23 protein-coding genes are annotated in these 26,225 nt (G+C 59.6%); 6 read left to right on the top strand and 17 right to left on the bottom strand.

Annotation, left to right across the window (positions count from 1 at the left end):
* Window positions 1-11 precede the first annotated feature (11 nt).
* From SAB01S_RS12190 to SAB01S_RS12180, 3 genes are all read right to left on the bottom strand, one after another.
* Window positions 12-1,376 (bottom strand): aromatic ring-hydroxylating oxygenase subunit alpha, encoded by a 1,365-nt coding sequence (locus tag SAB01S_RS12190; RefSeq protein ID WP_245646473.1) that lies wholly within the window; start codon window positions 1,374-1,376, stop codon window positions 12-14.
* Window positions 1,376-2,137 (bottom strand): SDR family NAD(P)-dependent oxidoreductase, encoded by a 762-nt coding sequence (locus SAB01S_RS12185; RefSeq protein WP_062733331.1) that lies wholly within the window; start codon window positions 2,135-2,137, stop codon window positions 1,376-1,378. Before SAB01S_RS12185 ends, SAB01S_RS12190 begins: the two co-directional genes overlap by 1 nt.
* Before the next feature lie 143 nt (window positions 2,138-2,280).
* Window positions 2,281-3,915, bottom strand: a complete 1,635-nt coding sequence (locus SAB01S_RS12180) for a class I adenylate-forming enzyme family protein (RefSeq protein ID WP_062733329.1) — start codon at window positions 3,913-3,915, stop codon at window positions 2,281-2,283.
* Window positions 3,916-4,159: 244 nt separating this feature from the next.
* Between SAB01S_RS12180 and SAB01S_RS12175 the strand changes: the two genes are divergently transcribed.
* The 3 genes from SAB01S_RS12175 (at window position 4,160) to SAB01S_RS12165 (ending at window position 6,665) form a co-directional block, all read left to right on the top strand.
* Entirely contained in the window at window positions 4,160-4,834 is a 675-nt protein-coding gene (locus SAB01S_RS12175; RefSeq protein ID WP_062733328.1) for a TetR/AcrR family transcriptional regulator, read from the top strand.
* Between the two features lie 104 nt (window positions 4,835-4,938).
* The gene (locus SAB01S_RS12170; protein ID WP_062733399.1) at window positions 4,939-5,859 is read left to right on the top strand and encodes an SDR family oxidoreductase; all 921 of its coding nucleotides are present in this window, start codon (window positions 4,939-4,941) and stop codon (window positions 5,857-5,859) included.
* Window positions 5,860-5,906: 47 nt separating this feature from the next.
* On the top strand, window positions 5,907-6,665 hold the full coding sequence (locus SAB01S_RS12165) for an SDR family oxidoreductase (protein WP_174525648.1): 759 nt from the start codon (window positions 5,907-5,909) through the stop codon (window positions 6,663-6,665).
* A gap of 41 nt (window positions 6,666-6,706) precedes the next feature.
* On the opposite strand, the gene SAB01S_RS12160 is transcribed toward SAB01S_RS12165, so the two are convergent.
* A complete protein-coding gene (locus tag SAB01S_RS12160) occupies window positions 6,707-8,056 on the bottom strand; it encodes an aromatic ring-hydroxylating oxygenase subunit alpha (RefSeq protein WP_062733327.1) in 1,350 nt (449 codons plus the stop codon).
* A complete protein-coding gene (locus tag SAB01S_RS12155) occupies window positions 8,053-9,405 on the bottom strand; it encodes an aromatic ring-hydroxylating oxygenase subunit alpha (protein WP_062733396.1) in 1,353 nt (450 codons plus the stop codon). The genes SAB01S_RS12160 and SAB01S_RS12155 overlap by 4 nt, the downstream gene beginning before the upstream one ends.
* 167 nt (window positions 9,406-9,572) lie before the next feature.
* Between SAB01S_RS12155 and SAB01S_RS12150 the strand changes: the two genes are divergently transcribed.
* Complete coding sequence (locus SAB01S_RS12150) at window positions 9,573-10,106, top strand: VOC family protein (protein WP_062733325.1); 534 nt, start codon at window positions 9,573-9,575, stop codon at window positions 10,104-10,106.
* A 3-nt stretch (window positions 10,107-10,109) separates the two neighbouring features.
* Here the strand turns inward: SAB01S_RS12150 and SAB01S_RS12145 are convergent, their stop codons facing one another.
* Genes SAB01S_RS12145 through SAB01S_RS12105 form a run of 9 tightly spaced genes read right to left on the bottom strand, consistent with a single transcriptional unit; the run spans window position 10,110 to window position 18,374 of the window.
* Window positions 10,110-12,455 carry a membrane-bound PQQ-dependent dehydrogenase, glucose/quinate/shikimate family gene (locus SAB01S_RS12145; RefSeq protein ID WP_062733323.1) on the bottom strand — a complete coding sequence of 782 codons (2,346 nt, stop codon included), beginning with the start codon at window positions 12,453-12,455 and terminating at the stop codon, window positions 10,110-10,112.
* Window positions 12,456-12,468: 13 nt separating this feature from the next.
* Window positions 12,469-12,711 carry a biotin/lipoyl-containing protein gene (locus SAB01S_RS12140; protein ID WP_083951318.1) on the bottom strand — a complete coding sequence of 81 codons (243 nt, stop codon included), beginning with the start codon at window positions 12,709-12,711 and terminating at the stop codon, window positions 12,469-12,471.
* Between the two features lie 11 nt (window positions 12,712-12,722).
* Window positions 12,723-13,718 (bottom strand): alpha-ketoacid dehydrogenase subunit beta, encoded by a 996-nt coding sequence (locus SAB01S_RS12135; protein ID WP_062733322.1) that lies wholly within the window; start codon window positions 13,716-13,718, stop codon window positions 12,723-12,725.
* 14 nt (window positions 13,719-13,732) lie between these two features.
* Complete coding sequence (locus SAB01S_RS12130; protein WP_062733320.1) at window positions 13,733-14,749, bottom strand: thiamine pyrophosphate-dependent dehydrogenase E1 component subunit alpha; 1,017 nt, start codon at window positions 14,747-14,749, stop codon at window positions 13,733-13,735.
* Entirely contained in the window at window positions 14,742-16,040 is a 1,299-nt protein-coding gene (locus tag SAB01S_RS12125) for a M24 family metallopeptidase (RefSeq protein WP_062733319.1), read from the bottom strand. Before SAB01S_RS12125 ends, SAB01S_RS12130 begins: the two co-directional genes overlap by 8 nt.
* Window positions 16,037-16,495 carry a cupin domain-containing protein gene (locus SAB01S_RS12120; RefSeq protein WP_062733317.1) on the bottom strand — a complete coding sequence of 153 codons (459 nt, stop codon included), beginning with the start codon at window positions 16,493-16,495 and terminating at the stop codon, window positions 16,037-16,039. Before SAB01S_RS12120 ends, SAB01S_RS12125 begins: the two co-directional genes overlap by 4 nt.
* 27 nt (window positions 16,496-16,522) lie before the next feature.
* The gene (locus SAB01S_RS12115; protein WP_062733316.1) at window positions 16,523-17,284 is read right to left on the bottom strand and encodes an SDR family NAD(P)-dependent oxidoreductase; all 762 of its coding nucleotides are present in this window, start codon (window positions 17,282-17,284) and stop codon (window positions 16,523-16,525) included.
* The gene (locus SAB01S_RS12110) at window positions 17,281-18,060 is read right to left on the bottom strand and encodes an SDR family oxidoreductase (RefSeq protein ID WP_062733314.1); all 780 of its coding nucleotides are present in this window, start codon (window positions 18,058-18,060) and stop codon (window positions 17,281-17,283) included. The genes SAB01S_RS12115 and SAB01S_RS12110 overlap by 4 nt, the downstream gene beginning before the upstream one ends.
* Window positions 18,057-18,374, bottom strand: a complete 318-nt coding sequence (locus SAB01S_RS12105; protein WP_062733313.1) for a putative quinol monooxygenase — start codon at window positions 18,372-18,374, stop codon at window positions 18,057-18,059. The genes SAB01S_RS12110 and SAB01S_RS12105 overlap by 4 nt, the downstream gene beginning before the upstream one ends.
* 17 nt (window positions 18,375-18,391) lie before the next feature.
* Here SAB01S_RS12105 and SAB01S_RS12100 point away from each other — a divergent pair, with 17 nt between their 5' ends.
* Window positions 18,392-19,891, top strand: a complete 1,500-nt coding sequence (locus SAB01S_RS12100; RefSeq protein WP_062733311.1) for a tetratricopeptide repeat protein — start codon at window positions 18,392-18,394, stop codon at window positions 19,889-19,891.
* A 91-nt stretch (window positions 19,892-19,982) separates the two neighbouring features.
* Here SAB01S_RS12100 and SAB01S_RS12095 read toward each other — a convergent pair whose 3' ends face one another.
* A complete protein-coding gene (locus SAB01S_RS12095) occupies window positions 19,983-22,304 on the bottom strand; it encodes a TonB-dependent receptor (RefSeq protein ID WP_062733309.1) in 2,322 nt (773 codons plus the stop codon).
* A gap of 244 nt (window positions 22,305-22,548) precedes the next feature.
* Between SAB01S_RS12095 and SAB01S_RS12090 the strand changes: the two genes are divergently transcribed.
* Window positions 22,549-23,283: a TetR/AcrR family transcriptional regulator gene (locus SAB01S_RS12090; RefSeq protein WP_062733308.1), complete on the top strand. Its 735-nt coding sequence runs from the start codon at window positions 22,549-22,551 to the stop codon at window positions 23,281-23,283.
* 5 nt (window positions 23,284-23,288) lie between these two features.
* On the opposite strand, the gene SAB01S_RS12085 is transcribed toward SAB01S_RS12090, so the two are convergent.
* Both SAB01S_RS12085 and SAB01S_RS12080 read right to left on the bottom strand, forming a co-directional pair.
* Window positions 23,289-25,436: a PQQ-dependent dehydrogenase, methanol/ethanol family gene (locus tag SAB01S_RS12085; protein WP_062733307.1), complete on the bottom strand. Its 2,148-nt coding sequence runs from the start codon at window positions 25,434-25,436 to the stop codon at window positions 23,289-23,291.
* Between the two features lie 53 nt (window positions 25,437-25,489).
* Window positions 25,490-26,225 (bottom strand): TonB-dependent receptor domain-containing protein (locus SAB01S_RS12080; RefSeq protein WP_157078337.1); only part of this gene is annotated, 736 nt, incomplete at its 5' end.

Genomic DNA, 26,225 nt, shown 5'->3' with positions numbered 1-26,225 from the left:
GGTGATTGGCGTCACAAATCGCCGGGCTGCTTGCCACGGGGGTAGAGATATTCGTCCAGAACCTTGTGGAAATGCCGGATGCGCAATTCCTGGTCGCCGATCCACAAGCCGGGATAGAAATCGGACTGCATGCCGGTCTGCACGGTCGGGAGGTTGAATGCATCCTGATCCAGAACCTGTCCGATGGTCTTGTCACCATGCTTGAAATGCTGGTGTCGCACCCGTTCCGGCCATTCCTCGCCCTGCGGCACCAGTTCAAACATCCAGATGTCGTAGAACATCTTGTTGGGATCGGTGGGATGGGGGCGCTGGCGAAACAACATGATGTCATCCGCATGCACGTTGACCGAAATATTGGGGAAGATGGTATAGTGGTAGTCGTCCGTCAGCTGCTCGTCATTGAGTTCAGAATAATCCTTCCCCTGCGCAGCGCCGTGTTCGCGCTTATAGAGCTGCACGTCGCGGCGAATGTCAGTGACCCGCCCCTCATAATCGGCCGGGTCCATCCCGGCCTTGACCATGATTTCATAGATTGCCGGCGGGATCTGGCTTGGCAGCGCTACCCGGGGACTGATCGCGGCAAACGGGATCAGATAGCGATTGTGCCGACCATAGCAGTCGATCTGCACATTCACGTCGTCGAGATACCATTTGAGCTGCGGATGAATGCCCTGAACATGGTATGTTTCGCTGAACGCGTCGACTGACGCCTTCCAGTTACAGTCCCATTCCACGGTGATATCGCGCGTCCAGGCCATGCGCTCTGGATGATAGGGTTCGAGATGCTGGCGCAGCGGATGGATGAAATCGTCAAAAGGCTCGACGTCGGGATTGAGTGAAAACCAGACAAAGCTGTTCCATTCGACACAAGGCAAGGCGGTCAGCGCCATTCCCGGCGGCCCGCCCTGGTGGAAGGTGCACAGGTCGGGAATATGGTCGAGGCTGCCGTCCAGCCCGTATGTCCAGTGATGATACATGCACCGAAATTGCTCGGCATTGCCGCGGCCTTCCGGACGAAGCCGATTGCCGCGATGCAGGCACAGATTGGGAAAGGCACGGATGGAACCATCGGCCTGGCGCACGATCAACACCGATTCCTTGCCGATGTCGGTGCAGATATAATCGCCCGGTTCACGCAGATCATCGCTGCGCCCGCCCAACAGCCAGACCTTGGTCCAGACCCGGTCCCATTCCAGCTTCATGAATTCAGGCGAAAAATAGCGCGCGGCCGGAATGATATCCGTCCCAAGATCTGGATCGGGCGCTTTTTCGACCGGCGTTCCGTTGCCCGCCATGTCGGGATCGACGCGATAGACATCGACGACGCGTTTCACGTCCATCGTTGCCCGGTCCCAGCCCATGACGTGCGGCTTCATCAGAATTGCGTCCGGTTCGTAAAGCCGCCATCGACGACCAGGTGAGATCCGTTGCACCAGCTCGCCGCGTCGCTCGCCAGAAAGGCGATCGCTTTGGCGACTTCCTCCGGCTTGCCAAGCCGCCCCATCGGATGCTGACGCAGCTGCGACTGGTAGAATTTTTCCATCGTGCCCTTGATCATGTCCCAATTGCCGCCTTCGAATTCGATGGGGCCGGGCGACACGATATTGACGCGAATGCCATTTTTGCCGTGCCAGAGAGCGAGTTGCTTGCCCCATGTGATCAGGCTGGCCTTCATCGCATTATAAGGTTGAGGTCCGCCCATGGCTTCGACCACCGATGTCGTGCCGATCAGGACAATCGACCCGCGCTGCTGCTGGGTCATGGTTTCCAGCACCGCTTCCACGGCACGAACCGGCCCCATCACATCGGTTTCAAAGGCATTATGCCAATATTTTTCGCTACCCATGCCGCCGCCGGCGGATAGGAAGGGAACAAGGATGTCGACACCATCCAGCTCTTCGATCGCCCAATCGATCCAGTCTTTATATTGATCCGGCTGCTTCACGTTGACCGGCTTGCCAATCACCTTCGTCCCATATTTCGACAGTTCGGCGACCGCGTCCTTGACGCTGTCCTCACTGCGGGCGGTCAGTGCAATATCGCATCCTTCTCGCGCGAGAACCTCAGCGACGGAATAGCCGATCCCGCGCGCGGCACCGACAAGGATGGCCTTCCTGCCTGACAGCCCCAGATCCATTTTTCACCTATCCTCGTCCTGCGACTGCCGCTTGTCTATCCGCGCCAGTCATGCCTTTTCCCGTGAAAACTTGTTAGACAATGACCCCGTCTTCTTGCAAGAAAAAAGCAGTCGTGACTGTCTTTTTTGTGTCTGCGACCGGGTCACACGGATTGCAGCTCGGCGATCAGCTGCTCGCGCAGCCGGAATTTCTGTATCTTGGATGTCGACATTGGCCATTGCGACACGAAGCGGACGTGGCGCGGGATCTTGAAGCTGGCGATACGGCCCCGGCAATGCTCTATGAGTTCCGCCTCGCTTGCCGCTTCTCCCTCGACCAGTTCCACAAAGGCCGCAGGCACTTCGGAATACCGATCATCGGGCAGGCTGATGATCTGCGCCAGCTTGACCGCGCCATGGGTTTGCAGCATCGCTTCGATTTCAGCAGCGGCGACATTTTCGCCACCAACCTTGAGCATATCCTTCGTACGGCCGTGGAACATCACATTGCCGTCCTCGTCGATCGATCCAATGTCACCAGTGTAGAACCATCCATCGCGGATCGCTTCGGACGTCTTTTCTGGCGCATTATAATAGCCAATGAGGATATTCGGACCGCCAAGCACAATTTCACCCTGCTTTCCGGCGGGGCAATCCTCCTGCGTCTCGGGATCAACAATGCGGACCTGCCATTCGTCGAGCGGCACGCCGCAACGCCCGGTCCTCACCGCATAACTATCCGACAGCCGGCTGGTCGACACGGTGCCGGCCGCCTCTGTCAGGCCGTATGTTCCGACCTGAATAGTGTGCGGCATCGCCGCGGCAACAGCATGTTTGATCCATTCAGGTTGAACCGCGAAATTGGAGTTCATGACCCTCAAATGAGACAGATCGGTTTCCTCAAAACTCGGATGGGTGATCAGGTCCTGCATGATCGTGACGAAGCTGGGATAGGCAATGGTTGCCCGTTCCCGACCCAGCATTTGCAGGCCCACGGCAGGATCGAACCGCGGTATCGTCATATAGGCGCCGCCCAGATCCAGGATCATCGTCATGGGCAGAATGCCCGCGATATGAAAAATCGGCAGCGGTGACCAGACCCTATCGTCAGCGCCGCATTCATAGCGACGGCCAAGATTGCGGCTGTTGGCCACCTGAGCCCGATGGCTTATCATCGCCCCCTTGGGGTTGGCCGTGGTCCCCGAAGTATACAGGATCATCGCGATGTCGGCTGGGGCAACGTCATCGATACGCTGCTGCACCTGCGTGTCGGGAATGTCTGCTCCGGCCGTCAATGCGTCTTCAGCGCGCAACAGGCTGGGCGCGCATTTTTCATCGAGACAAATCACGCTTCGCAGGCACGGCGCTTCCGGCAGCGCCAAATTGCGCGGATCAGCCGCGGCAGCAAGAGACGGCAGCGCCGCATTCAGCCGCGCACTGAAATCCAGACCGTCGGCCACCTTGCCGATTGTGATGATGGCGACCAGATCGGCATTGGCGGCGACATAGCCCAGTTCCGACGCCTGATACCGCGCGTTAATCGGCACCGCCACAGCGCCAGCCATGACGATCCCGTAAAAGGCCGTGATGAAATCAATGCAGGTTGGAAGCAAAATACCGACATGGGCGCCGGGCTGTACCCCAAGCGCGACCAATGCCTTGGCCCATTGCATGGCTTTGTGGTCCAACTCCGCATAGGTCAGCCGGTCGTCGGGGAAGACGATGGCGTCCCGGTCGGCATAATTCGCCGCCGAAGCCTTGATCATGGCGCCCATCGTCAGGATTGGCCCGTCAACCATGCATCGCTCTCCTCAATCTTGACCGGCGCTGTTTCGATCACAGGCCCCTTTGAAGCGCAGCTTAGCAAGCGTGTGATAAAATACAATCATGCATGTATGTTTTAAGCGTATGGAAATGCGTCTCCAAGTCCATCATGCCGACGCATCGACTGGCGCATTTCAATCGGCCGCTTGCTTCGCACGGCTTCATGGGCGTAAGCGAATCACGATCTGGCAAAGAACAGGACGTAATCAGGCAAAGCTCATGGCGCTATCCCGCACCCGATCAACCGGAGCCGCAAAAACCAGTGCCGTCAGAAACGGGAACACGCTGCAAGCCGCAAAGGCAGCGCAGACTCGTGCCCGATTACTGGACGCGACGGTGCGATGCATCGTCAAATATGGCTACGCCAATACCACGACGCCCCGCGTCGCCAAGGAAGCCGGCCTGTCTCGTGGTGCCATGATGCATCATTTCGAAAATGGAGCCGCACTCATAAAGGCCACGATCACCGAATTGCACGAAAAGCGCCTGCGTGCTTTTCGTCGAGCGGCCGAACGTCCTGAAGAGCATGATGTCGATACACTGGTGGAAACCTATTGGGCGCAGGTCCAGAAGCCTGGATTCATCGCGTTCCATGAACTAGCCGTGGCGGCTCGCACGGACAAGGAACTGGCCGATATCCTGTTGCCTTTGCAGGAGGAATTTCGCGAGCGGTTCAACGCGCAGGCCGATGCCCTTTTCCCCGAATGGCGTGAGGCGCCAATCGAGTTCGACCTGGCCATGAGCCTGTCCCAAACCATCCTGGAGGGCATGGCGATTGCCGTGCAGACTGGCGCGATGGACCAGAAGAAGGTGCCGACAATGCTGACCTATCTGGAAAACCAAATCCGCACGATCATGCCCAAAACGGTCAAGGCGGTTGCAGTCAGAGACTAAAAACAATCTTGTTTGTCTTTTTGAGTTTATGCGACTAACTTCTTGCAGTGTCGAGGCGCGACGCGTTCGCCGCACCCCGCGCCCAATTTTGCAAGGACAAACAGTTGGACAGCTCCAAGACCTTTACCCCAAAGATATTCCGCCCAGAAGATGACGGGCCTGATCGCCCGGCGCGGGGATTGGACGAAAATGCGCTGACCGCTCAATCAACCATATATCGGGATGATCTGCTGGCGGGTCAGACAATCCTGATCACAGGCGCAGGCAGCGGCATGGGGAAGGCCGCGGCCTATCTGGCCGCCAGGCTGGGCGCCCAGGTGGCGATCTGCGGCCGCGACGCGGAGAAGCTACAGACTTGCGTAGATTTCATCCGCGAGTCGACTGGACAGACCATATTGGCTGTTCCGACCAACATTCGCGACCCCGAAGCCGTCGAAGCGCTGATCGGGAAGGTGCATGACCATTTCGGCGGCATTGATACCATCGTCAACAATGCCGGCGGCCAGTTCCCGCAGGATGCCATCGACTTTTCCCGCAAGGGCTGGCTCGCCGTCATCGACACCAATCTCAACGGCACATGGTGGATGATGCAGGAAGCGGCCAAGCGTTGGCGGGCCGAAGGGAAGCCCGGAAACATCGTGAATATCGTTGCCAATGTCGAACGCGGCATGCCCCAGGCGGCCCATACGTGCGCGGCACGCGCAGGGGTCATCTACCTGTCCAAGACATTGGCCACCGAATGGGCGCAATGGAACATACGCATCAACTGCATTGGCCCGGGGGTGATCGAAACCGAGGGGTTCCGCATGTATCCTGAAGAAGCCCTAGCGCGCTTTCACAAGGCCAATCCGATGAAAATGCGCGGCAATGCGTGGGACGTGGCCGAAGCCATCGCTTATCTGTCATCACCAGCCGCGCGGTTCATCAATGGCGACCTGCTCATCATCGACGGCGGGCAGGCCCAATGGGGCGTGATCTGGCCGGCGGGCATGCCCGATTATTTCAGGGAAGACGGTGCGGCCTGATTGGCGGCGCCACATCGACAGAAAATAACATCAGCCAGGAGAAGAAGATGGGTCGGGTCGAAGGCAAAGTCGCGTTGGTTACGGGCGGTGGATCGGGACTGGGCGCTGCCGATTGCGAAGCACTCGCACGCGAAGGCGCAACCGTTGTCGTGACTGATGTGCGACTGGAAGCAGCGCAGGCCGTCGCGGATCATATTGGCAACGGCGCGGTCGCGATGGCGCTGGATGTGGCGGACGAATCTCAGTGGATCGGGATTATGAACCGTATCGAGGAGACACTGGGGCGGCTTGACATCCTGGTGAACAATGCCGGCGTCGTACTGAGCGCTGACGTCGAAGACACGTCACTAGACCAATTTCGCTGGGTCAATGCCATCATGACCGATGGCGTTTTCCTGGGCTGCAAATATGCCATTCCGCTGATGAACAAGGGCGATGGCGGGTCGATCATCAACATGAGTTCGACCGGCGCCTTGCTGGGTTATCCCATTTTCTTCGCCTATTCCGCCGCCAAGGGCGCAGTGCGGTCCATGACCAAGTCCATCGCGGTCATGTGCCAAGAGAAGGGATATAAAATCCGCTGCAATTCGGTGCATCCCGGCGCGATCGAAACGCCGATGGTCCAGACAGCCGAGGGCCGCGTCGATCAACCCAAGGAGATCCCTGACGGCGTCCTGCCCCCCGGCACGCCAGGCCACCCCAAGGATGTCGGTGCCCTGGTCCTGTTTTTGGCGTCGGATGAATCGCGTTTCATCACCGGAGCGGAATTAGTGATCGACAATGGCGTGACGATCAGGCCGTTCTGACACTATTGAGACGGGGCGGACTTGCGTCCGCCCCTATCATCTCAATCCCGCGCAAGCCAGCGATCGACTTCCGCATGGAAATGCCGCAATCGGGCCTCCTGCTCGCCCCATAAGGGCCCCTTGAACCCGCGCGACCGCGCGCCTGCCTGGACGATGGGCAGCAAGTCGGAGTCCTGATCGAGGACCTCTCCCATTCCCGGCGGCTCGCCTAAGCCAGTGTGAACGATATCGGGCCTGATCGCGCCGGTGACGTCGACATCGTCCGCCAGACCCATCCATCCTGGCGCACCATAGCCCGGGGCATCGACATGTCGATATAATATAGTCGTTTCATAGGTGAACTGTTCTGGATCATCAGCATGCGGCTTGAACCGGTGGAGGAACACCGCTTCGGGATGGCAACCAATCTGGGCATTGGGGAAAATGCCAAAGATGGTGCTGTCGGTCAGCTGCGCGTCTGAAAAATGCGAATAATCCAACCCGATCCGTGCCGCCCTTTCTCGTTTGGCATGGGCGACGGCCGCGCGACTATCCTGCGCCGTGCCATCAAAATCTTCAGGGTCGATACCCGCGTCTTTCAGCAATGCCGCTATGCCCGGATTGATGCCGGTTTGATCGCCATAATGCGAATTGGGTTGCGCCATCGGCACGAACTGCCGCGACATACCGCCGGGATACAGATCGATATGCGTGCGATCGTCGATCACGCCCATGGTCTGGGGATGGATTGCGTGCAGATGATAGCTTTCATAAAAGGCATCAATCCCCCCTTTCCAGTTCGCGGCCCAATCGGACCGGCGATGCTGCACGACATGCATGCGATCGATGCGATAGGTTTCTAGAAGCGGCAGGACAGGCGCCAGATAGTCGACCAGCGGTGGCGCATTATCGTCCATGCAGATGAAAACAAGGCCCACCGCCTCTTCCGCCCGCACGGACGTCAGATCCGTGCCGTGACACAGCACTTCCGGGCGGAATGTTTCTTCGTCGGTCACGCGCTGATTGCGGCCGTCCAAGCCGAATTTCCAGCTGTGAAAGGGGCAGGTGAAGCTCGCCTGGCTTCCCATGTCTCCAGTCACCAGGCGGCTGCCGCGATGAGGGCACACATTGTAATGCGCCGCAACCGAGCCGTCCTCCTGCCGCACTATGATGAAACTTTCGGGCCCGATGTCGAACCGCACCCAATCGCCCGCATCCGGAATATCGCTCGCGGGCGCGGCAAGCAGCCACGTCCGCGCAAACAGCTTTTCCCACTCCTGAGCAAAGATAGCCCGTGAGGTATAACGCGACGGATCGAGGCGCGCCGCGCCATTGTCGATCGGTGGCGCGGCCTGATCAAAGGGATGGTCGGACCCTTTATGCACGGCCCAACTGCGCGGATCATAGTTCATGCGAACTGCTCCATCCGGCGATCAAGCTCAGCATGAAAATGCCGCAGCCTCCCCTCCTGCTCGCTCCATAGCGGCCCCCTGAAACCGCGCGAGCGCGATCCGGCTTGAACCACCGGCAGCAATTCGGAGTCCTGATCAAGCACTTCACCCAGACAGGGCGGTTCGCCAAGCCTGGTATGAATGACGTCAGGACGCGTGGCACCACTCAGGTCAACGTCTTCGCCCAGCCCCATCCAAGCCGGCGCACTATATCCTGGCGCATCGACATGACGGTACAAGATGCAGGTGTCATAAGTGAACTGATTGGGATCGCTGGCATGGGGCAGAAAGCGATGCAGGAATATCGCTTCTGGATGGCAACCAATCTGTGCGTTGGGGAATAGCGAATAGACGACGGAATCGCTCAGCTGACTGTCGCTGAAACGTTCGTAGCCAAGTCCCAGTTCGTCGGACCTTCTGCGCTTGGCCTGCTGCACGGCACGGCGCGTTTCTGCGGCCGTTCCGGTAAAGGACGCCGGATCGATGCCGGCATCGCGGAGCATCGACTGGATGCCGGGGTTGACCGTTTCCTGATCCGCATAGCGCGCCGCAGGCTGCGCAAATGGGACAAATTGCCGGGACAGTCCGCCCGGCCAGAGGTCGATTTGCGTCCGGTCATCCATCAGGCATTGGGTTTGCGGATGCACGGCGTGGAGATGATAGATTTCAGCAAAGGCATCCACCCCGCCCTTCCAATTGGCCCCCCAGTCCGACCGTCGGTGCTGGACGACATACATCTTGTCGATGTCATATAGTTCTAGCTGCGGCAGAATCGGCGCCAGCCACTGCGCGAGCGGCTCGATCGCCTCGTCCATGGAAATGAAGATGAGGCCGACGGCCTGTTCGCAGCGGACCGAGGTCATGTCATGCCCGTGACACAAAACTTCAGGTCGAAACGTCTCTTCATCGGTGACGGAAATATTGTGCCCTTCAAGATCGAATTTCCAGGAATGAAAGGGACAGGTAAAGCGATTGAGCGACCCGAACTCACTGGTCACAAGACGGCTGCCGCGATGCGGACACACATTGTAATGCGCATGGATTGCCCCGTCATCGCCACGCACGATGATGAAGCTTTCCGGCCCGATGTCGAAGGTGAAGAAATCGCCGGGTTCAGGAATATCGGACGCTGGTCCGGCGAGCAGCCAGCTGCGGGCGAAAACCCTATCCCATTCGGCGCGCATGAAATTACGGTCGTGATAGCGGGCTGGGTCGGGGCGACCCGTCCCATTATCGATTGGCTTTACCCGTTCATTAAAAGGGTGCGGCGTTCCGACATGAATATTCCAGTCGTCAAAATCGAGCTTCATCATCGCCCTGCCTCTCCTAGCTACCCATACCCCGGCGGTTCGTTGAGCCGAATCCGTCGCAAGGGGGTGGACAAATCACACAAAACAATCATGACTGTTTTTATTAGAAGTGCAAGGGCCTGTCTGGGAATTAGCACGCAGGCACGCCGCAAGGAAAGAGGATTGCCATGAGCCGTTTTTACGGGCGCACGTTTCAGATCGCTTATGTGGTCCCGGACGTACACGCCGCCATCGACTACTGGACGCAACAGATGGGGGTGGGGCCATTTTATGAATTTCCGCTACCCTTGGCATTCGACTGGCTCAAGGTTGACGGCCAAACCGTGCCAGGCGACCATCCGATCTTCAACGGTGTCGCGGTCAGCTACAGCGGCGACATGATGATCGAGCTGATCGAGCCAGGTAGCGCACCATCGACCTACCGCGACTTTATGACCGGCGGCAGAAGCGGCGTCCATCATCTGGGGACTTTTGTCGACGATTATGATGCTGCGATGGCCCATGCCCGTAGCGCTAATGTGCCAGTTGTTCTGGAGGGCAGTCTGCCCCTCTCGCGCTTCGCTTATCTCGATACCAGCCAGAATGGAGCTGGCCCGCTTGTGGAATTAATCTCTCCCCTGCCGCCAATGCTGGAAATGTTTGACATGATCAGAACGACCGCAGCGCAATGGGACGGCACGGTGCCCCGCCGATCTCTTTGACGGCTAAGGCAGCGCGAAGGCGACGACGAAATCGCCAGGCGTTGTGCCCATATAGGCGTGCCCACCAGCGGCGATGACAACATATTGCCGCCCTGTGCGCCGCGACACATAGGTGATGGGTGTCGCCTGACCGCCCGCCGGTAACCGGCCTTGCCATAGCAGCTTGCCCGTCCGAGTATCGAACGCACGCAAGTAATTGTCGAGCGCGGCGCCGATAAAAGTCAGTCCACTGGCCGTGTTGACCGACCCGCCTAGATTGAACGCGCCGGGGACCGCTATGCCCAGCGGCGCGACATCCGCGCTCGTGCCGAAGGTCCGTTGCCAGACGCGCTCGCCGGTGGCGAGGTCGACAGCGGAGAGCTTGCCCCAGGGCGGGGCCTGGCACGGAATTCCCAAGGGCGACAGCATCGGCAACAGGCTGACGCCATAGTCGGTGCCGATCTGGGGAAGATAGCCGGGCGCGTGACTATCTTTGGCCAAGGCCGGCCGATCATTCGTTGCGCCATGGCGAAACAAGCGCACCTCTTGCGGGATGGCGGCCGAATTGACGACCATCAGGCGTCGGGCCGGATCGATGCTGACACTACCCCAATTGAGGATACCGAAGGTGCCCGGCCATTGCAGCGTCCCCCGTTCCGATGGAGGCGTAAAAAGCCCTTTGTAATCAAGTGATCGAAACCGGATGCGGCACCAGAGCTGATCAAGTGGCGTTGCGCCCCACATGTCCGCCTCCCTGAGGTCAACCGGCGTAAAGCTGGCAAAGCCCTTCACCCGCGGCTGGGTTGCAGCATAGCGTTCACCGGGAATTGCGCCCCTTGGTACCGACTGATCGACAATCGGCGTCAGGGGCCGCCCGGTGGCGCGATCCAGAATATAGATATCCCCTTGCTTGGTCGGTGCGGCGAGCGCGGCGATGGTCCGCCCATTCACCGGATAATCGAACAGCACGGGCTGGGCCGGAACGTCATAGTCCCAGATATCATGACGGACGGTCTGGAAATGCCAGCGCACGCGGCCGGTGCGAACGTCCAGCGCGACTATCGAGCTGGCATAGCGTTCAAGCATCGCGGATCGATGAGTGCCGACATGATCGGGCGTGGCATTGCCGGTGGGGAGGTACACAAGACCCAAGGCCGGGTCGGCGCTGAAAACGCTCCAGGCATTGGCCGATCCGCGCGTCCAGCGCTCGCCTGCGCCGGGCATCGGGGCATCGTCAGGACGGCCGCTGTCCCAGCCCCAAAGCAGCCGCCCCGTTTTCACGTCAAAGGCACGAACGACGCCGGAGGGATCATCCTTGTCATAATTATCGCGAACATAGGAACCCAGGATCGCCACATCACCCACGATTGCAGGCGGAGACGATGTGTAGGAGCGCAGGGGGTCGGTAGTCCCTAATCCTTCGTTGAGGTTGATGCTTCCGTGCTGGCCAAAGTCAGGACAGGGGCGGCCCGTGACTGCGTCGCTCGCCAGCAGGCGACCATCGACGGTCATGCTGATGATCCGAGCCGCACAAAGGCCGGCGCCTGAAGGATCGGCATGATAGGATACGCCCCGGCAGTTGAGCATTTGAGCGTTGCCGATCACGGTATGGGGATCGCGGAGCCACAGTTGACGCCCAGTATCAGCATCAAGGGCGAAAACCTTGCCAGTGGGCGAGCAGAAAAAGACGCGGTCATCGACCATCAGTGGCGTTGCCATGAAGCTGATGCTCTGAACTTCGGGTCGTTTTGCTCGGGTGTCGCCAGTCTCGAACGACCAGACCGGTCTTAGGGCGCTTACATTCCCAGGCGTGATTTGCGTTGCACCGGAATGCCGCAGCCCCGCCAACGTCCCACCATAACTGCGCCAATCAGTAGGAGCACCGCTGACAGGCGCCGTAATCTCTGGCGCCTCTTCCTGTATATCGAAAACCGGGACGAATATGAAAGTGATTGCCAGCGTCAGGACACAGGCGATGCCCGCCGCGAGACATGCGTGGCGCGCCCATGGCACCGGGGCCCCTGCCATGGAACGACGGACCGCCGGGACTGCCAACAGCAGGGCGATGACCGCCGGACCGGCCAGACGCGGCAACAACTGCCAAAACTGACCGCCCACTTCCCACAAGGACCAAAGCAGCGTGCCCACCACCATAGCGGCGTAAAGTGACAGCCCGCTGGCGTTGCCGCGCGCAATGAGAACGCCCGCGGCTGCGCAGGCAAGCCCAGAAAGCACATAATAAGGCGATCCGCCAAGGCTGACCAACTGAAGACCGCCCACGAGCAAGGGCGCGCCGATCAGAACCAGAACGACCCCGATCAGCCATCGTGGCCAGCGCCGCTTGTGTCCTTCGCCAGGCCCGCCCGTCATCGCCGGTTGGCCATCATGCCGTTTCGATGATGGCAATGGCGGCCCGTACGTCGACGGTTTCCCCTTCGCCCGCGACAATCCGTTTCAAGGTTCCGGCCACCGGTGCGGGCACTTCCACCGTCGTTTTGGCCGCCTCCACTTCCACGATGGTTTCGCCTTCACTGACGCGATCGCCCTCAGCCTTCAGCCAGCGCACGATTTCGCCATCCTGCATCCCCATGCCATATTGGGGCAGCACCATCACATGTTCAGCCAAAATCCTTCTCCTCAAACTGTCTGCGGCGCGACCGGCGCACCGACAATGCGCCTGGCGGCATCGACGATGCGCTCGACCGTCGGATACAGTGGCTTTTCGATGTGCGGGCTGAAAGGCAGATGCGTGTCCGGCGTGGTCACGCGAATGACCGGCGCCCGCAGCGCATCGAAGGCCTGCTCCACGATCGTCGCGGAAATTTCGCTGGCCGCACTGCAGGTTAGATGCGCGGGATCGACACAGATTGCCCGGCCCGTCTTGCGCACCGACCGGAGAATGAGGTCCCGGTCCAGCGGAACCAGCGTCCTTGGATCGATGACCTCTGCCGAAATATCGTCCGCCTCCAACCGCTTGGCGGCCTTGAGCGCAGTGGGCACGCCGCCGGCGATGGCGATGATGGTCACGTCGGTCCCTTCGCGCTTCACATCGCCTTTGCCGATCGGAATAAGGAAGTCGGGATCGTCCGGCACCTCCGCCTTCGCCATCCAGCAGGTCCCATCCTCGAAACACAGCACGGGATCATCGTCACGGATAGCGGCTTTCAGCAGCCCCTTCATGTCGCGCGGGTCCGATGGCGCGATGATCTTCAGCCCGGGCATGTTCATGAACATAGCGTAGGGCCGGTCGCTATGCTGCGCCGCATTGCTGTTGCCGTAAAACATGCAGGAGCGGATGACGAGTGGCAGCCGGGCCTGGCCGCCATAGATATAGCGCGATTTGGCAATGATCGAGCAGATCTGGTCCATGGCGGGATAAAGGAAGGATGACAGCGTCGCGTCGACGATCGGCCGCATGCCCACCATCGCAGCGCCCCCCGCCGCGCCGATGAAGCCATTTTCCGAAATGGGCGTGTCGCGGATGCGTTCTTCGCCAAAGCGTTCAACAAAGCCTGTCGTCGTGCCGAAGACGTTGCAGCGTATATCCTCGCCCATCATGAATACGCTTGGGTCCCGCGCCAGTTCTTCCGCCTGTGCCTGCTGGATCGCTTCCAGAAAGGTGATCTTGGCCATTATCGTCTCCTGTTTCAGGCGTGCGCGCGGACATCGGCAGGGATAGGCAGGCGATCGACGAACACATGGTCGAATGCCTCCTCAAAATCGGGGTAGGCGCTGTCACGGGCATATTGCAGCGCATCGGCAACCTCCTGCCTCACGGCTTCGTCGATGGCGGACAAAGCGTCATCCCCCACACCCTCTTCGATCAATCTGGCGCGATACAGACGTATCGGATCGCGGCCGACCCACTCGTCATGTTCGGGGCCACGCGGCGTCAGGTCGCGACCCATGTTCACCGCGTGATCCGCATAGCGATAGGTCTTGGTCTCTATCAACGTAGGCCCCTTGCCCGCACGCGCGCGATCGACGGCTTCGCGTACGGCCTGCTCGACGGCATCGACATCCTGTCCATCGACGATGACGCCGGGGATGCCATATCCGTGCGCCCTGTCGGCCACATGCTCGCCTGCCACCGCATCGCTGGTTGGCGTCGACATGCCGAAGCGGTTGTTTTCGCAAACGAAGATTGCTGGCAGCTTCCACACGGCCGCAAGGTTCATGCCTTCGTGAATGGCGCCTTCACTGGACGCGCCATCGCCGAAAAAGCATAGCGCGACGCGGTCGAGGCCCTGGAGCTTTGCGCCCAGCGCCGCGCCGGCGGCCACGGGACCCCCTGAGCCCACGATGCTGGTTTCGCCCAGGCTACCGACGGAAAAATCCGAGAGATGCATGGAGCCACCCTTCCCGCGGCAGATGCCCGTGGATTTGCCCAGCAATTCGGCCATCAGCGGCCGCAGCATCGCGCCCTTCGCGATCGGATGACCATGGCTGCGATGGGTGCCCACCATATAGTCGTCCGGACGCAGCGCCATGCAGGCGCCGACGCCTGACGCCTCCATTCCGGCATAGGTATGGAGTGCTCCCGGTATCTCGCCCGCTGCGTGAATGGCCTCGGCCTTGGTCTCAAATTGCCGGATACGCTGCATCCGCCGATATTTTTCGAGCCGGCGGTCATTGTCGCCAATCGATGATTGCGCGTCATGCATGGGCCAGCTCCCGGGTCAGGGGGGCTTCGATCAGTTCCAGCGGCGCTGCATACATGGGTTCCGCACCATGCGCGGTGATCGCATAGACATTTTCCATATGACACGGCCCGAGTTTTGCACCGAAATACAGGCTGTCGAGAGAGATCAGCATATTTTCCTCCATGACGAAGCCGTCCTTGACCCCCGCGAGACCGGCGGCAGGATAGGGCAATGGAATTTCCAGCGGCATGAGGCCGATGCCATGGGCCACGACCAGCAGCTTTTCGGGCGTAGCGACGCCCTGTGCCTTGAGATGGTCATAGCCGATCTGAGGCAGGCTGGCCGTCGAAACCCCTGGCCGTAACTGATCGACCATCTTCAGGAATGCGTCGCGCAATATGTCATGCTGTCGCCGATAGGATGTGCTCGGCGGCCCGATCACGGCCGTGCGGTTGATGTCGACCCAGAAGCCATCATGAATGCCCTGGGTTTCCAGGATGACGATGTCCCCCGCCCGCAACGCACGATTGCCGCGCGTGCGGAAAAGATCGGGGATGAATTCATCGGCCTCATACGCGCCACCGAACAACATTGCGCCTTCGTCGACGGGGATGACCGCGTGTCGCACCATGAAATCGCAAATTCGCGCCTGCACATCGTTCCAGTCGGCGCCCTCGCGCAGCAGCGATCCCGCGTGATCAATGATGCGGTCCGCCAGCAAACCGACCTTGCGGTATCGCGCCAGCTCATCGGCTGTCTTGACGACCCGCGCCTGCATCATCAGGTCAAGGACATCGCTGTAATGGTGCGCAACGCTGGGCGCGATTCTGGCCGACAGGCGATGTTCGTCAAAGCCGATATGCCGGCCCGCCATTCCATGATCGGCCAGCGCGGCGGCCACAGCAGTCGCTATGTCTGGCTGGCAAATTCCTGCGATGGCTGATGCCATGGCGGTCGCATCCTGCGCGAGCCGGGTGACTGGCCGGTCAGGATCGATAAACCGGCTGACCTGGCAGAAATTGAGCATGTCGAACGTGCGGATCTCGCCAAAGCTGCAAGCCTCCTCCTCCCGATTGAGGACGGCGACCAGGCCCAGATTCGCTTCAGGGATCACAAGGGTGAGCGGCTTTTCAGCATCAGCGTAGACAATCGCCGCGGCCATCGCCTCCATCTGACCCCAGCGCTCCAGGATCGAATGATAGCCGGTTGCATAGCGCACATCGTGCGGATGGCTAAGGACAATCGCGTCCAGCCCTTCCCGCACCATCATGGCGCGTATCCGATCGGCGCGCGGATTGGATGAGGACGTCATGCCGCAGCCTCCATCGCGTCGTTCGAAATGTCGGACGTGACGTTGCCGCGCGCTACATCGCGCAAATATTCATGATTGAGAATGAAGCGTATGCCGTCGCTTTCGTCCGTGAAAGCGACCGCGCCATGGCCCATGAACAGATATTCGGTAGGCTCCTCGCAACGTGCTTCGCTATGACGTGAACCAATCGGTTCATAGCCATAGGTGCCGGCCGGCGCCGATCCGACATCGTAAATCAGTTCGCCTTTGGTCACGAAATATTGACCATGGCCAAGGTGCCAGTGAGGGGCGAATGTGGCTCCCGGTTCCATCTGGACCCATAAGACCCAGTCGCCGGTTTCCTCGCTGTATCGCAGCAAGCGGATGCTCGTGCCGGCCCCCAGGGTTACTGCCTGGCAATCCTTGATGTTCACGATGAGGTCGCCGGTCTTCCCGGGATCATGCGCTATGGTCATTGTGCAATCCTCTCTCATCATTGGTCGTTACATCGTGGCCGTCAGGCCCTCGTCGGCGGGGATCACTGCACCGTGAACGGCGCTGGAGCGGTCATCGAGGAGGAAGCAGACCAGGTCGGCGATCTGATCGGGCTCCATGAAGAATTTACGGCGCGGGCTTGGGTGTCCGTCCATCAAGGCTGCGATCGCCTGTTCGCCCTCCGCCGTGCGCAATCCTGCCGTCAATGGCGTTGCGACCGCACCGGGACATACGCAATTGATGCGGATGCCGTGCGGCCCCAGTTCCGCCGCCAGCGTGCGCGACAGCATGGCAACGCCCGCCTTGGAAGCGCTATAGGCGCTGTCACCCGCCCGCCCGGCTGTCCCGCTGACCGATCCGATGAAGACGATCGCTCCCGTCCCCGCATTGATCATCCCCGGTAGCACAGCCTGAGTGACGTAGAAGCTGCCCTTCAGATTGACGTCGATATGCCGGTCGAACAGGGCGATCGGACTTTCGGGCACAGGATTGGGCGCCCAGATCGCCGCATTGTTCACCAGGAGCGTCACTGGTCCCAGCGTCTGGCCAACGGTCTCAACCGCTTGGCCCACCGCCTGAGCATCGGCGATATCTACCTGCACGCCATGCGCAATGCGCCCATGTGCTTTTTCCGAATTGAGTTCAGACTGCGGCACGTCGGACAACACAGCAACGCGCGCGCCTTGCGCCGTGAGTTGCGCGGTGACGGCAGCGCCAATGCCGCTGGTCCCCCCGGTCACGATGGCCACCTGACCCGACACGCTGCTCATTGTGCCGTGAACCCGCCATCGACGATAAGCTCAGAACCATGCATATAGCCTGCCTCATCGGACGCCAGGAACCGGACGGTCTTGGCAATGTCGATAGGGTCGGCCATCCGGCCGATGGGATGCGCTGGCGCGAGTCCGGCCGCTGCTTCCTCGACACTCGCGGCGAAACCATTGTCGACGATCCGTTGCAGGATATGGTCGACCATGCCCGTCTTCACGCCGCTGGGATGGACCGAATTGACGCGGACCTTGTAGCCGAGCGCCGAAAATTCCATCGCGCACGCCTTCACGAACAGCGTGGCGGCACCCTTTGATGTGCAATAGCCGACATGAAGCGGAGAGCCGATTTTCCCGGCCACGGATGAAATGACGACGACAGAAGCCCCATGCGGCAGCGCATCGCCCGATCGCCGCAATAAGGCCGTCGCCGCTTTGGTGCCGAGGAAAACGCCATCGACATTGACCGCCATCTGCTTACGCCACTGGGCAAGCGTGGTTGTCTCCATTTTCTCGACGACCACGATGCCCGCGACATGCACGAGAATATCGAGCTTCCCATGGTCGCGATCGACAGCGGCAATAGCATCCTGCCAGGATGTTTCGTCGGTAACGTCGAGTTGAAGATATCCTGCGCCCGACCAACTGGATGGCGTGGGTGGGAGATCGGCTCCAACGACAATCGCGCCAGCGCCGGCTAACTGTCGGCAAATTTCGCTGCCGATCCCGCCCGTGCAGCCAGTGACCAGCGCCACGCGCCCTTCCAGAGCGGCCATCATGCCATAACTCCTGCGAAAGCCGGTGCACCGACCGGATCAAAGGTGCGGATATCCGGATCACCATCAAGACAGGCATAACCAGCCGCCGACATGGCGACATGATAGGGCTGCCGCGCGTGCGCCTTGCGGGCATCTTCCGACACGAACAATTCCATGAAAGCAAATATATTCGGGTCATCCTGCGACCGCAGGATCTGAAAGAGCAACGTCTCGGGTTCATTGTCGCGCACGTCGCGTTGCAATTGAGTCGTCAGCGCGATGAATTCGTCTGTCTTGTCCGCTTTCGTGCGAACATGCATGATGACACCAATCATAAGGGAGACCTTTCGTCATGTGGGGGGAGTTGCTGAACAAGGCCGCGCGCCTGGCCCAGGGGCCCGACCCCGCAGCAGCCCACGGAATGATCGCGCGGCTGCTTGAGGAGCGGCCCTTGGACGGCAACGCGCTGACGCTCGCCGGGATCGTGGCGCAAAGAACGGGCGACAATGAAGGCGCTATTGTCAGTTTCAGCCGCGCGGTATCCTCCGATCCCGGCAACCCGGCTTATCACCAGAATCTGGGCGTGGCTCTTAAAAGGCAGGGCCGGTTTGAAGCGGCTTGCGCGTCCTTTGACGCGGCCTTGCAGTTGCGGCCGGGCCACCCTGCCACTCTTGCAAATCTGGGATCGTGCTTGATCGAAAGCGGCAGGGCGAAGGAAGCGGTTAATGTCCTGAGCCAAGCGGGCGACCATGCCGACGCGCTTGCAAATCTTGGCATCGCGTTGGGGGAACTGGGGCGGACGGACGATGCCATAGCCAGTTACCGGCACTCGCTTGCACAGAGGCCGGGCCATGTCGATACGATGATCAATCTGTCGGACGCGCTGACCCATATCGGCCAAATTGCGGAGGCCGAAGGTCTTTTGGCGGCGATCGTGCGCGATCATCCGCAACATCCTCGCGCCGCCAATCAACTGGCTCTGTTGCAGGAGAAGAGGGGCGATTTTGACAAGGCGCTTGCCATATTGAGGCCGGCCTTTGACGCGGACGGGCTCAACCACGTCCTGGGCGTCAACCTCGCCCGCACCCTGATCCGGGCGGACAGGGCTCAGGAGGCCGTCGCCATATGCGATCGCCTGATGGCTGCGCGGCCGGGCATGACCACGCCCCTGGCTCTCAAGATCGCGGCATTGACGCGGCTTAAGGACGCAGAAGAACGCACCCGCCTCATGGCTCTGGATCGGTTCGTGACGATCCACGATATCGATGCCGTTCCCGGCTATGCAGATATGAATAGCTTCAACCGTGCACTGGTCGCAGAACTCGCCGCGCATCCATCGCTCACGTTCGAGCCAGAAGGCCTGGTGACGAAAAAGGGGCGTCAAAGCGATGACCTTGTGCAGGATCGAACGGGGGCGATCGGTGCTTTGGTGGGGCTCGTGACCCAGCGGTTGACGCAGGAGCGAGATCGGCTCGCCGCCCTGCCCCGCGACCATCCGTTTCTGGAAGCGGTTCCAGATAAATGGTCCGTGACGATGTGGGGCACGATCTTGCGCGCCGGGGGAGAAGTCGCCCCGCATATCCACGCGCCCAATTGGCTGTCGGGGGTATATTATCCGGGCTTCCCATTTGACACCGAAGGAGACGAAGGGGCATTTGGCATCGGCATGATCCCGTCGGAACTGGGGGGCGGCGGCGACGTGACGGTCATTCGTCCCCGGCCGGGGCGCATGATCCTGTTCCCGTCTTTCCTCTGGCATGCGACGCTGGCTTTTGGCGGGAATAGCGAGCGGATCAGTTTCGCCTTTGACCTCGTACCCGAAGGCGTCGGCCGCCCGCATCGTCTGAAATGAACCCTCCCCCCGGCGAGAGGCCAAGGCCGGGGGGAGGGTGCGGGAGCGGTGTCCCCCACCTGCCCACTGGGAAAGCACCGCCGCCATCGCCTCAGAACTTCACCGCGCCTTCGACGCCGAAACTGCGCGGCGGGGCGTAATTGGTGAAGTTGAACAGTCCAGCGACGGAATTGGCGGAGACGCGATAGACTTCGTCGAGAAGATTGCGACCGAACACGGACACGCGATACCGCTCGGTCGGATCGGTCCAGCCGATGCTGGCGCCCACAAGCGTGCGTGCCTGGCCTTGGGAGAATGCAGCGTTCAGCGTCGTCGATTCATATTCCGACTGATAATTGACATCAGCGTTCACCGATACCGTGCCCCAGGATGTCGGGGGAAATTCGTAGCGGGCATTGGCGCTGGCAGTCCAATTGGGCGCGTTGCGCAATTTGAGGTACGATGCATCGTCATTGACGCCGTCACCGTCCACGTCAGTGCTGAACTCCTTATATTTGGCCTTTTGCCATCCCACCGCTGCGCCAAGCGTCAATCCGGCGGTGGGGGCTGCCGAAATTTCAAGCTCGATCCCCTTGACCTCGGCCTTGCCGGCATTCGTCGTGCGCGTTTCCTGCCCTGGCAATCCGGTGATCGGGTCGATGAATGGCACCACCGCATCGCGTTGCAGATCGTTATACTTGACGTAAAATGCAGCGACATTGACGCGCAGCCGGCGATCGGCGGTTTCGGTCTTGAAGCCCAGTTCGAAACTGTCCGCCGTTTCCGCCTTGAAGGGCAAGGCCGACGTCGCCGACATCGCCTGTTCATTGTAGCCGCCGGACTTGTATCCCTGGCTGTAGGTGAAATAATTGTTGATGCCCCGCCCGATTTCCCAGCGATAACCGGCCCTGAACGTAGGTTTGCTGAAACTGGCGCTGTCACTATATTCGGGCCAGAATCCGGTTTCGATCAATGATCGGCGCACCTGTGGCTGAACCGAAAAATCCTTCTTCTCCTTGGTATAGCGGGCACCGAGGAACACCGACAACGGGTCAGCGAGCTTATATTCCGCTTCGCCAAAAGCCGCGTAGGAGTCTACCTTGTAATAAGCGGTCGACTGGTTCGGGTCCGTCAACGCTGTCGGATCACCCAGGAAGCGCAGGAAGCCTAGAAAGCTGGTGGCGTTGGCATCCAACGTCTGGCCCCAATACATGGCACCAACCGTAAATTTCAGAACGTCCGAGAAATCCGAGCTGAAACGCCCCTCCAGACTATATTGCTTGCGCGTGTCTTCACGCGTGGAGACAAAAAGATAGGCATTTTCGCCGGTATAGTCAGACGGCAATTGCGAGCGAACCCGGCGCCAGCCGCCAACCATCGTGAAACTGCCGGTGCCATCAACATTATGTTCGCCGCGCAGATAGATGCCATCGACATCAACGCGGTGACCGCTGAGCGTGCCGACGCATGTCGGCGCTGAAGCAGAGCCTTCGCACAGGGTCGTCCCGGTATCGAACGGGCTTCCACCAGTCGTCTGGATGCCGGGGAAGCCGATGACATCAAATAGAAAACCGGCAGGCGTTTCGTTGACCGAAGGGGGTGAATCGCCGCGATCACGCAGCAATTCATATGTCAGCATGATGTCCGTATCTGGCGACGGCTCCCACAGCAATTTGGCCCGTCCACTGAAATAGCGCGTGCCCGGCCAGCGCTGGCCGCGTCCCGGCACGCCCTGGATGCCATCTACGTCATTATTCTTGGTCAGACGATAGAAGCCGTCGCTTTCCTGAAAGGAGCCGGCTGCGCGGAAATAGAGATTGTCCGTAAAGGGGATGTTGATCGCAGCCTTCACGTCCTTGGTATTGAAACTGGAATAGCCCAGCCTCACTTCCCCGCTGAAGCCAGGTTCGGGCCGCTTGGTGATGACATTGACAACGCCGCCTACCGTATTCTTCCCGAATAAGGTGCCTTGCGGGCCGCGAAGGACCTCAATCCGTTCGATGTCGAACAGATCGAACAGCTGGGTCTGAACATGCGCCAGGACAAAGTCGTCCACGACCACAGCGACTGCCGGTTCAAACGTCAGGATGATATCGCCGGTCGACTGGCCACGGATACCGATAGATGCTGCATTGAACCCTGGCACATTGGTGATGACGACGTTGGGCACATCCCCGGCAAGAGCGCGAATATCCGTGGCAAATTTGTTCTCGATCGCCGCCGATGTGAAAGCCGAAACGGCAACAGGCGTATCCTGAAGCGATTCCGACACGCGGCGGGCCGTGACGACAATGTCCTCAAGTCCAACAGATTGTTGGGGCGCCGATGCTTGCGATTGAGGCTCACTTTGAGCAAGCGCCGTGGTGCTGACGCTGGCGAGCAAGCCTGCGGCGAATGGTATGAAGGCGCAATTTACCTGTGTCTTGCTGATCATGGTCTTCCCCTCCAACCGACTGCCATCTCACAGCGTGGCAGTTCGAATCAGTATCGGCATTTTCGCTCGACCCGTATAAATGAGTACATATGATCATTTTTGTGAAGAGATAAAAAACAGTCATGTATGATTTGTTTTGTCGCGATGCAGCATTCGCGGCTTTGCCGCCGTCGACGGCGAGGATAAAAGCGCCTAGAAACGCCATAAATTTCAGGCAGAATAACGAAATGGGAAAGATCGTGCGGTGCAGGAACAGCTATTGAAAAAAAAGGTCCAGCGCCGCCCATATACCAGCCCTGCCATGACCGAGCGGCGCACTCGGATCGTTGATACGGCGCATAGATTGCTGGGCGAAGGGGGTGTTTCGGCTCTGACGATCCGACGACTATCCGAGGAAGCGGGAGTCGCTCAACGGACCCTCTATCGCCTGTTTGGCGACAAGGACGGGGTTGTGAGCGCGACTGTCATCGATCGAATGGTGGAAGTGCGCGACCATATCGCGCGTCGCGAGGCGACCTACACGCTTGATGTCGTGTTCGCCGAACTAGACTGGATGGTCAGTGAATTGGAGCGGGACTGCCTCTATGCCCGAGTGGTCATAGATTTCGTCTTCGCGCCCGAGCCGCGCGAGGTAGAGGTCCGGGAATTGACTTCTGTCGCCCGGTCGCGGCTGTGCGCCTGGCTTTCCCTGCAGCAGCAAGCCGGGGTCATTTGCGAGGCACTGGACCTGGATTATGTGGTGGACACGCATGTCATGCAGGAATTTCTGGTCTATCGCCGCTGGTCATTGGGCCAGTGCAATGCCGATCTGTGCCGCATGGAATTGCATGCCTGTTTCCTACAGACCGCGACTCTCGTGCTGACGGGCGAAGCGCGGGAAGCCTGTCTAAAGCACCTCGCAGTATTGCAAAAGAAAATCATGCAGGCGCGCCGCATGACCGACCCATCAGGACGGTCGGATAAAGCAATGGTCAAATGACAATTTCATTCCCCACTTTTGTGCGCTGATCCCACCGCATCATCCGGCTTTCCGCTGCGAAGAATTGCGGCCCGACTGCGCAGATAATGGCGCAAAGCTTCGATCTGGTCAGGGCGAAATTCGCCGAATTGGGGCATCCCGTTGGCGACGAGCGCGCCTTCCTTGACGATCTGACGAAAGGTATCGGCGTCCGCAACGGCGGCAGAACCACGCAAATCCGGTGCCGTGCCACCAGCGATTGCGCCGGTTCCGTGGCAGACCGCACAGCGTCCGCCGAAAATGCCCTCGCCCCGCTCGGCCAGCGCCGGATCAAGCTTGAAATCGGGATCATTGAACGCGATGGCCCGATAAGGCGTACGCGGCGGCAATTGTTCCTTGCCGCCAATGGCAAAGGTCAGCACCCGGCGTGCCTGGGTGCGGTAATCGATGCCATATTGCGCGAACATCGGTCCGAACAGACCGACGCTGGTGCCGATACCAGCAACGACTGTGACATATTGCCGACCCTTGTGGCGATAGGAGATCGGCGGAGCCACGACACCCGCACGCGCGTCAAAATTCCAGACACGCTTGCCGTTTGTCGCGTCATAGGCAGAAAATCCGCCATCGGGACGGCCTTGAAACACCAGCTGACCCGCAGTGGTCATGATACCGCCATTGCCATGCGTTTCCATTGGCAATTTCCAGCGCGCCTTCTGCGCCACAGGATCCCATGCGATCAGCCACCCGGTCACGCTCTTGCCGCCTGCATCGATGGAATAGCCCACACCTGGTGACAGGCCCATGCCGCCGGCGAATTCGAAATTTTCCCGCGTAATGCCGGTATCGTCGAACGTCGCCTGAAGGTCGATCGCTGGGATATATGTCAGCTTTGTCCGCGGATTATAGGCCATCGGCATCCAGCTATGCGCACCCAAGGGTGTTGGCCGGAATGTCGTCTTCCCGCTTTCATAACGGACACCGGGATTTTCGATGGGTCGGCCCGACTTGATATCAATGCCCTTGGCCCAGGTCACGTCGACAAAGGGCTCGGCCGAAATGAGTTTGCCGTCCTTCCGGTCAATGACGTAGAAAAAGCCGTTCTTGGGCGCGGTCATGACCACTTGCCGCGGCTTGCCGCCTATGACGAGGTCCGCCAGTTCCATATCCATCGCGGCATTGAAATCCCAGCTTTCGCCCGGATTGACCTGATAATGCCATTTATATTTGCCGGTCTTGGCATCCAAGGCGACGATGGAGCAGACAAACAAATTGTCACCCTTGCCCATGGATCGGATCTTGTGATTCCACGGCGCGCCATTGCCGGTGCCAATCAATATCTGATCATTGGCCTTGTCATAGGTGATGGCGTTCCAGACAGATCCTCCTCCGCCATATTTCCACCAGTCGCCGCTCCAGGTTTTCGCCGCCATTTCCTGCGCCGCGTCCTCGAACCCATTGGCGGGATTGCCCGGCACGGTGAAGAATTTCCAGAGCGGACGCCCACTATCCGCGTCAAAAGCAGTGACGAAGCCGCGCACCGCGCTTTCGTCAGAGCCGGCATTTCCGATTATCACCTTGCCATCGAACACCCACGGCGGCCCGGAAATGAACATGGGCGCGCCATCCGGCAGTGTCTGAACGCTCCAGACCGGTTGGCCCGAATTTTCATCGAGCGCGATCAAACGACCATCCTGGGTCGCAGTAATGACCTTGTGATTCCAATAAGCGATACCCCGGCTACCCCAGCCCTGCCTCAGCCTTATGCCTGATGCCTCCGGAGCCTTGGGATCGTAGGTCCATTTGACCTTGCCGGTTTCGACATCGATGGCGCGCACTACGGAATAGCCGCTCGCGAGATAGACGGTCCCACCGACCTCTATCGGTCCGGTCGCAGGATTGCCGGGCGGAAGATCGACAGACCAGACGAGGCCAAGATCCTTCACATTATCGAGATTGATATCGGTCAAGGGGCTGTAATGTTGCTCGCCATAGGTCCGGCCAAAGGCGGGCCAATCGTCGCCATTGCTGGCATCATCCAATTGCTGTTCCCATGGTTCAGGCTTGCGCGCCGCATCGTTTTCCTGGCGGCTGGTGGAATTGCAACCTAGCAGGATCGCAACGAGACTAACCGCTATCACGCGGCGCGAGTGACGCTGTACCGTCTTCACCATATCATCCTTAAAAAGGGTGCGGCCGGCATGGTTGCCGGCCGCATGACCATCGGCTAGCGCTTGCTGCCCAGCGACAGACCCGCTTCCAGCCCGAAATAGCGCGGCGGACCATATTGCGAATTGAGCCACAAACCCGCGACATTCTGGATACCCACCCGATAGCGTTTGTCCGTCAGGTTCTTGCCCACCAGACGCAGATAATATTTGTCATCGATCTGCGAGAGCGTAATCGAACCATTTACGAGCGTCCGGGCATTGAGGAAGGTATTCCCCAAAGGATCGTCAATCGCCTGCGTATTAAGATTGCGGCCGGTGTAGGCAGCGTTGGCATTGAGAGTGAGTTTATAGTCGCCAATGGGTACCGAATAAACGCCGTCCAACGTCCATTGCCATTTCGGTGCGCGGTCGAGCGGCGCTGACGCCAGGTCATAACCGGCATTGGCAGCGGTATAGCTGTTATATTTGCCGTCCTGATACCCCAGAACGCCGCGCAGCGTGAGGCCTTCCACCGGGGTCGCCGACAGTTCCGCCTCGATCCCTTTCACGGTCGCGCTGGCGGCATTCACGAACAGAGTGACCTGATTGGGCTGACCGTTGACGACGATGGGGACGTTCAACTGCTTCTGGAGATCCTTATATTTAACGTAGAAGCCGGTCAGGTTAAATCGCACGCGATTGTCGAGGAACTGCGACTTCATCCCCAGTTCGAAACTGTCCGCCTTTTCAGGATCCGTGGCGCGCGCCGCCTCGCGGAAAGCGTCGAGATCATCGCCAAAGGCCGCAAAGCCG

The sequence above is a fragment of the Sphingobium abikonense NBRC 16140 genome, assembly GCF_001598335.1.
Classification (GTDB): domain Bacteria; phylum Pseudomonadota; class Alphaproteobacteria; order Sphingomonadales; family Sphingomonadaceae; genus Sphingobium; species Sphingobium abikonense.
The sequence above is the reverse complement of the archived record's forward strand: the minus strand, read 5'-3'. Positions and strand labels throughout refer to the sequence as shown.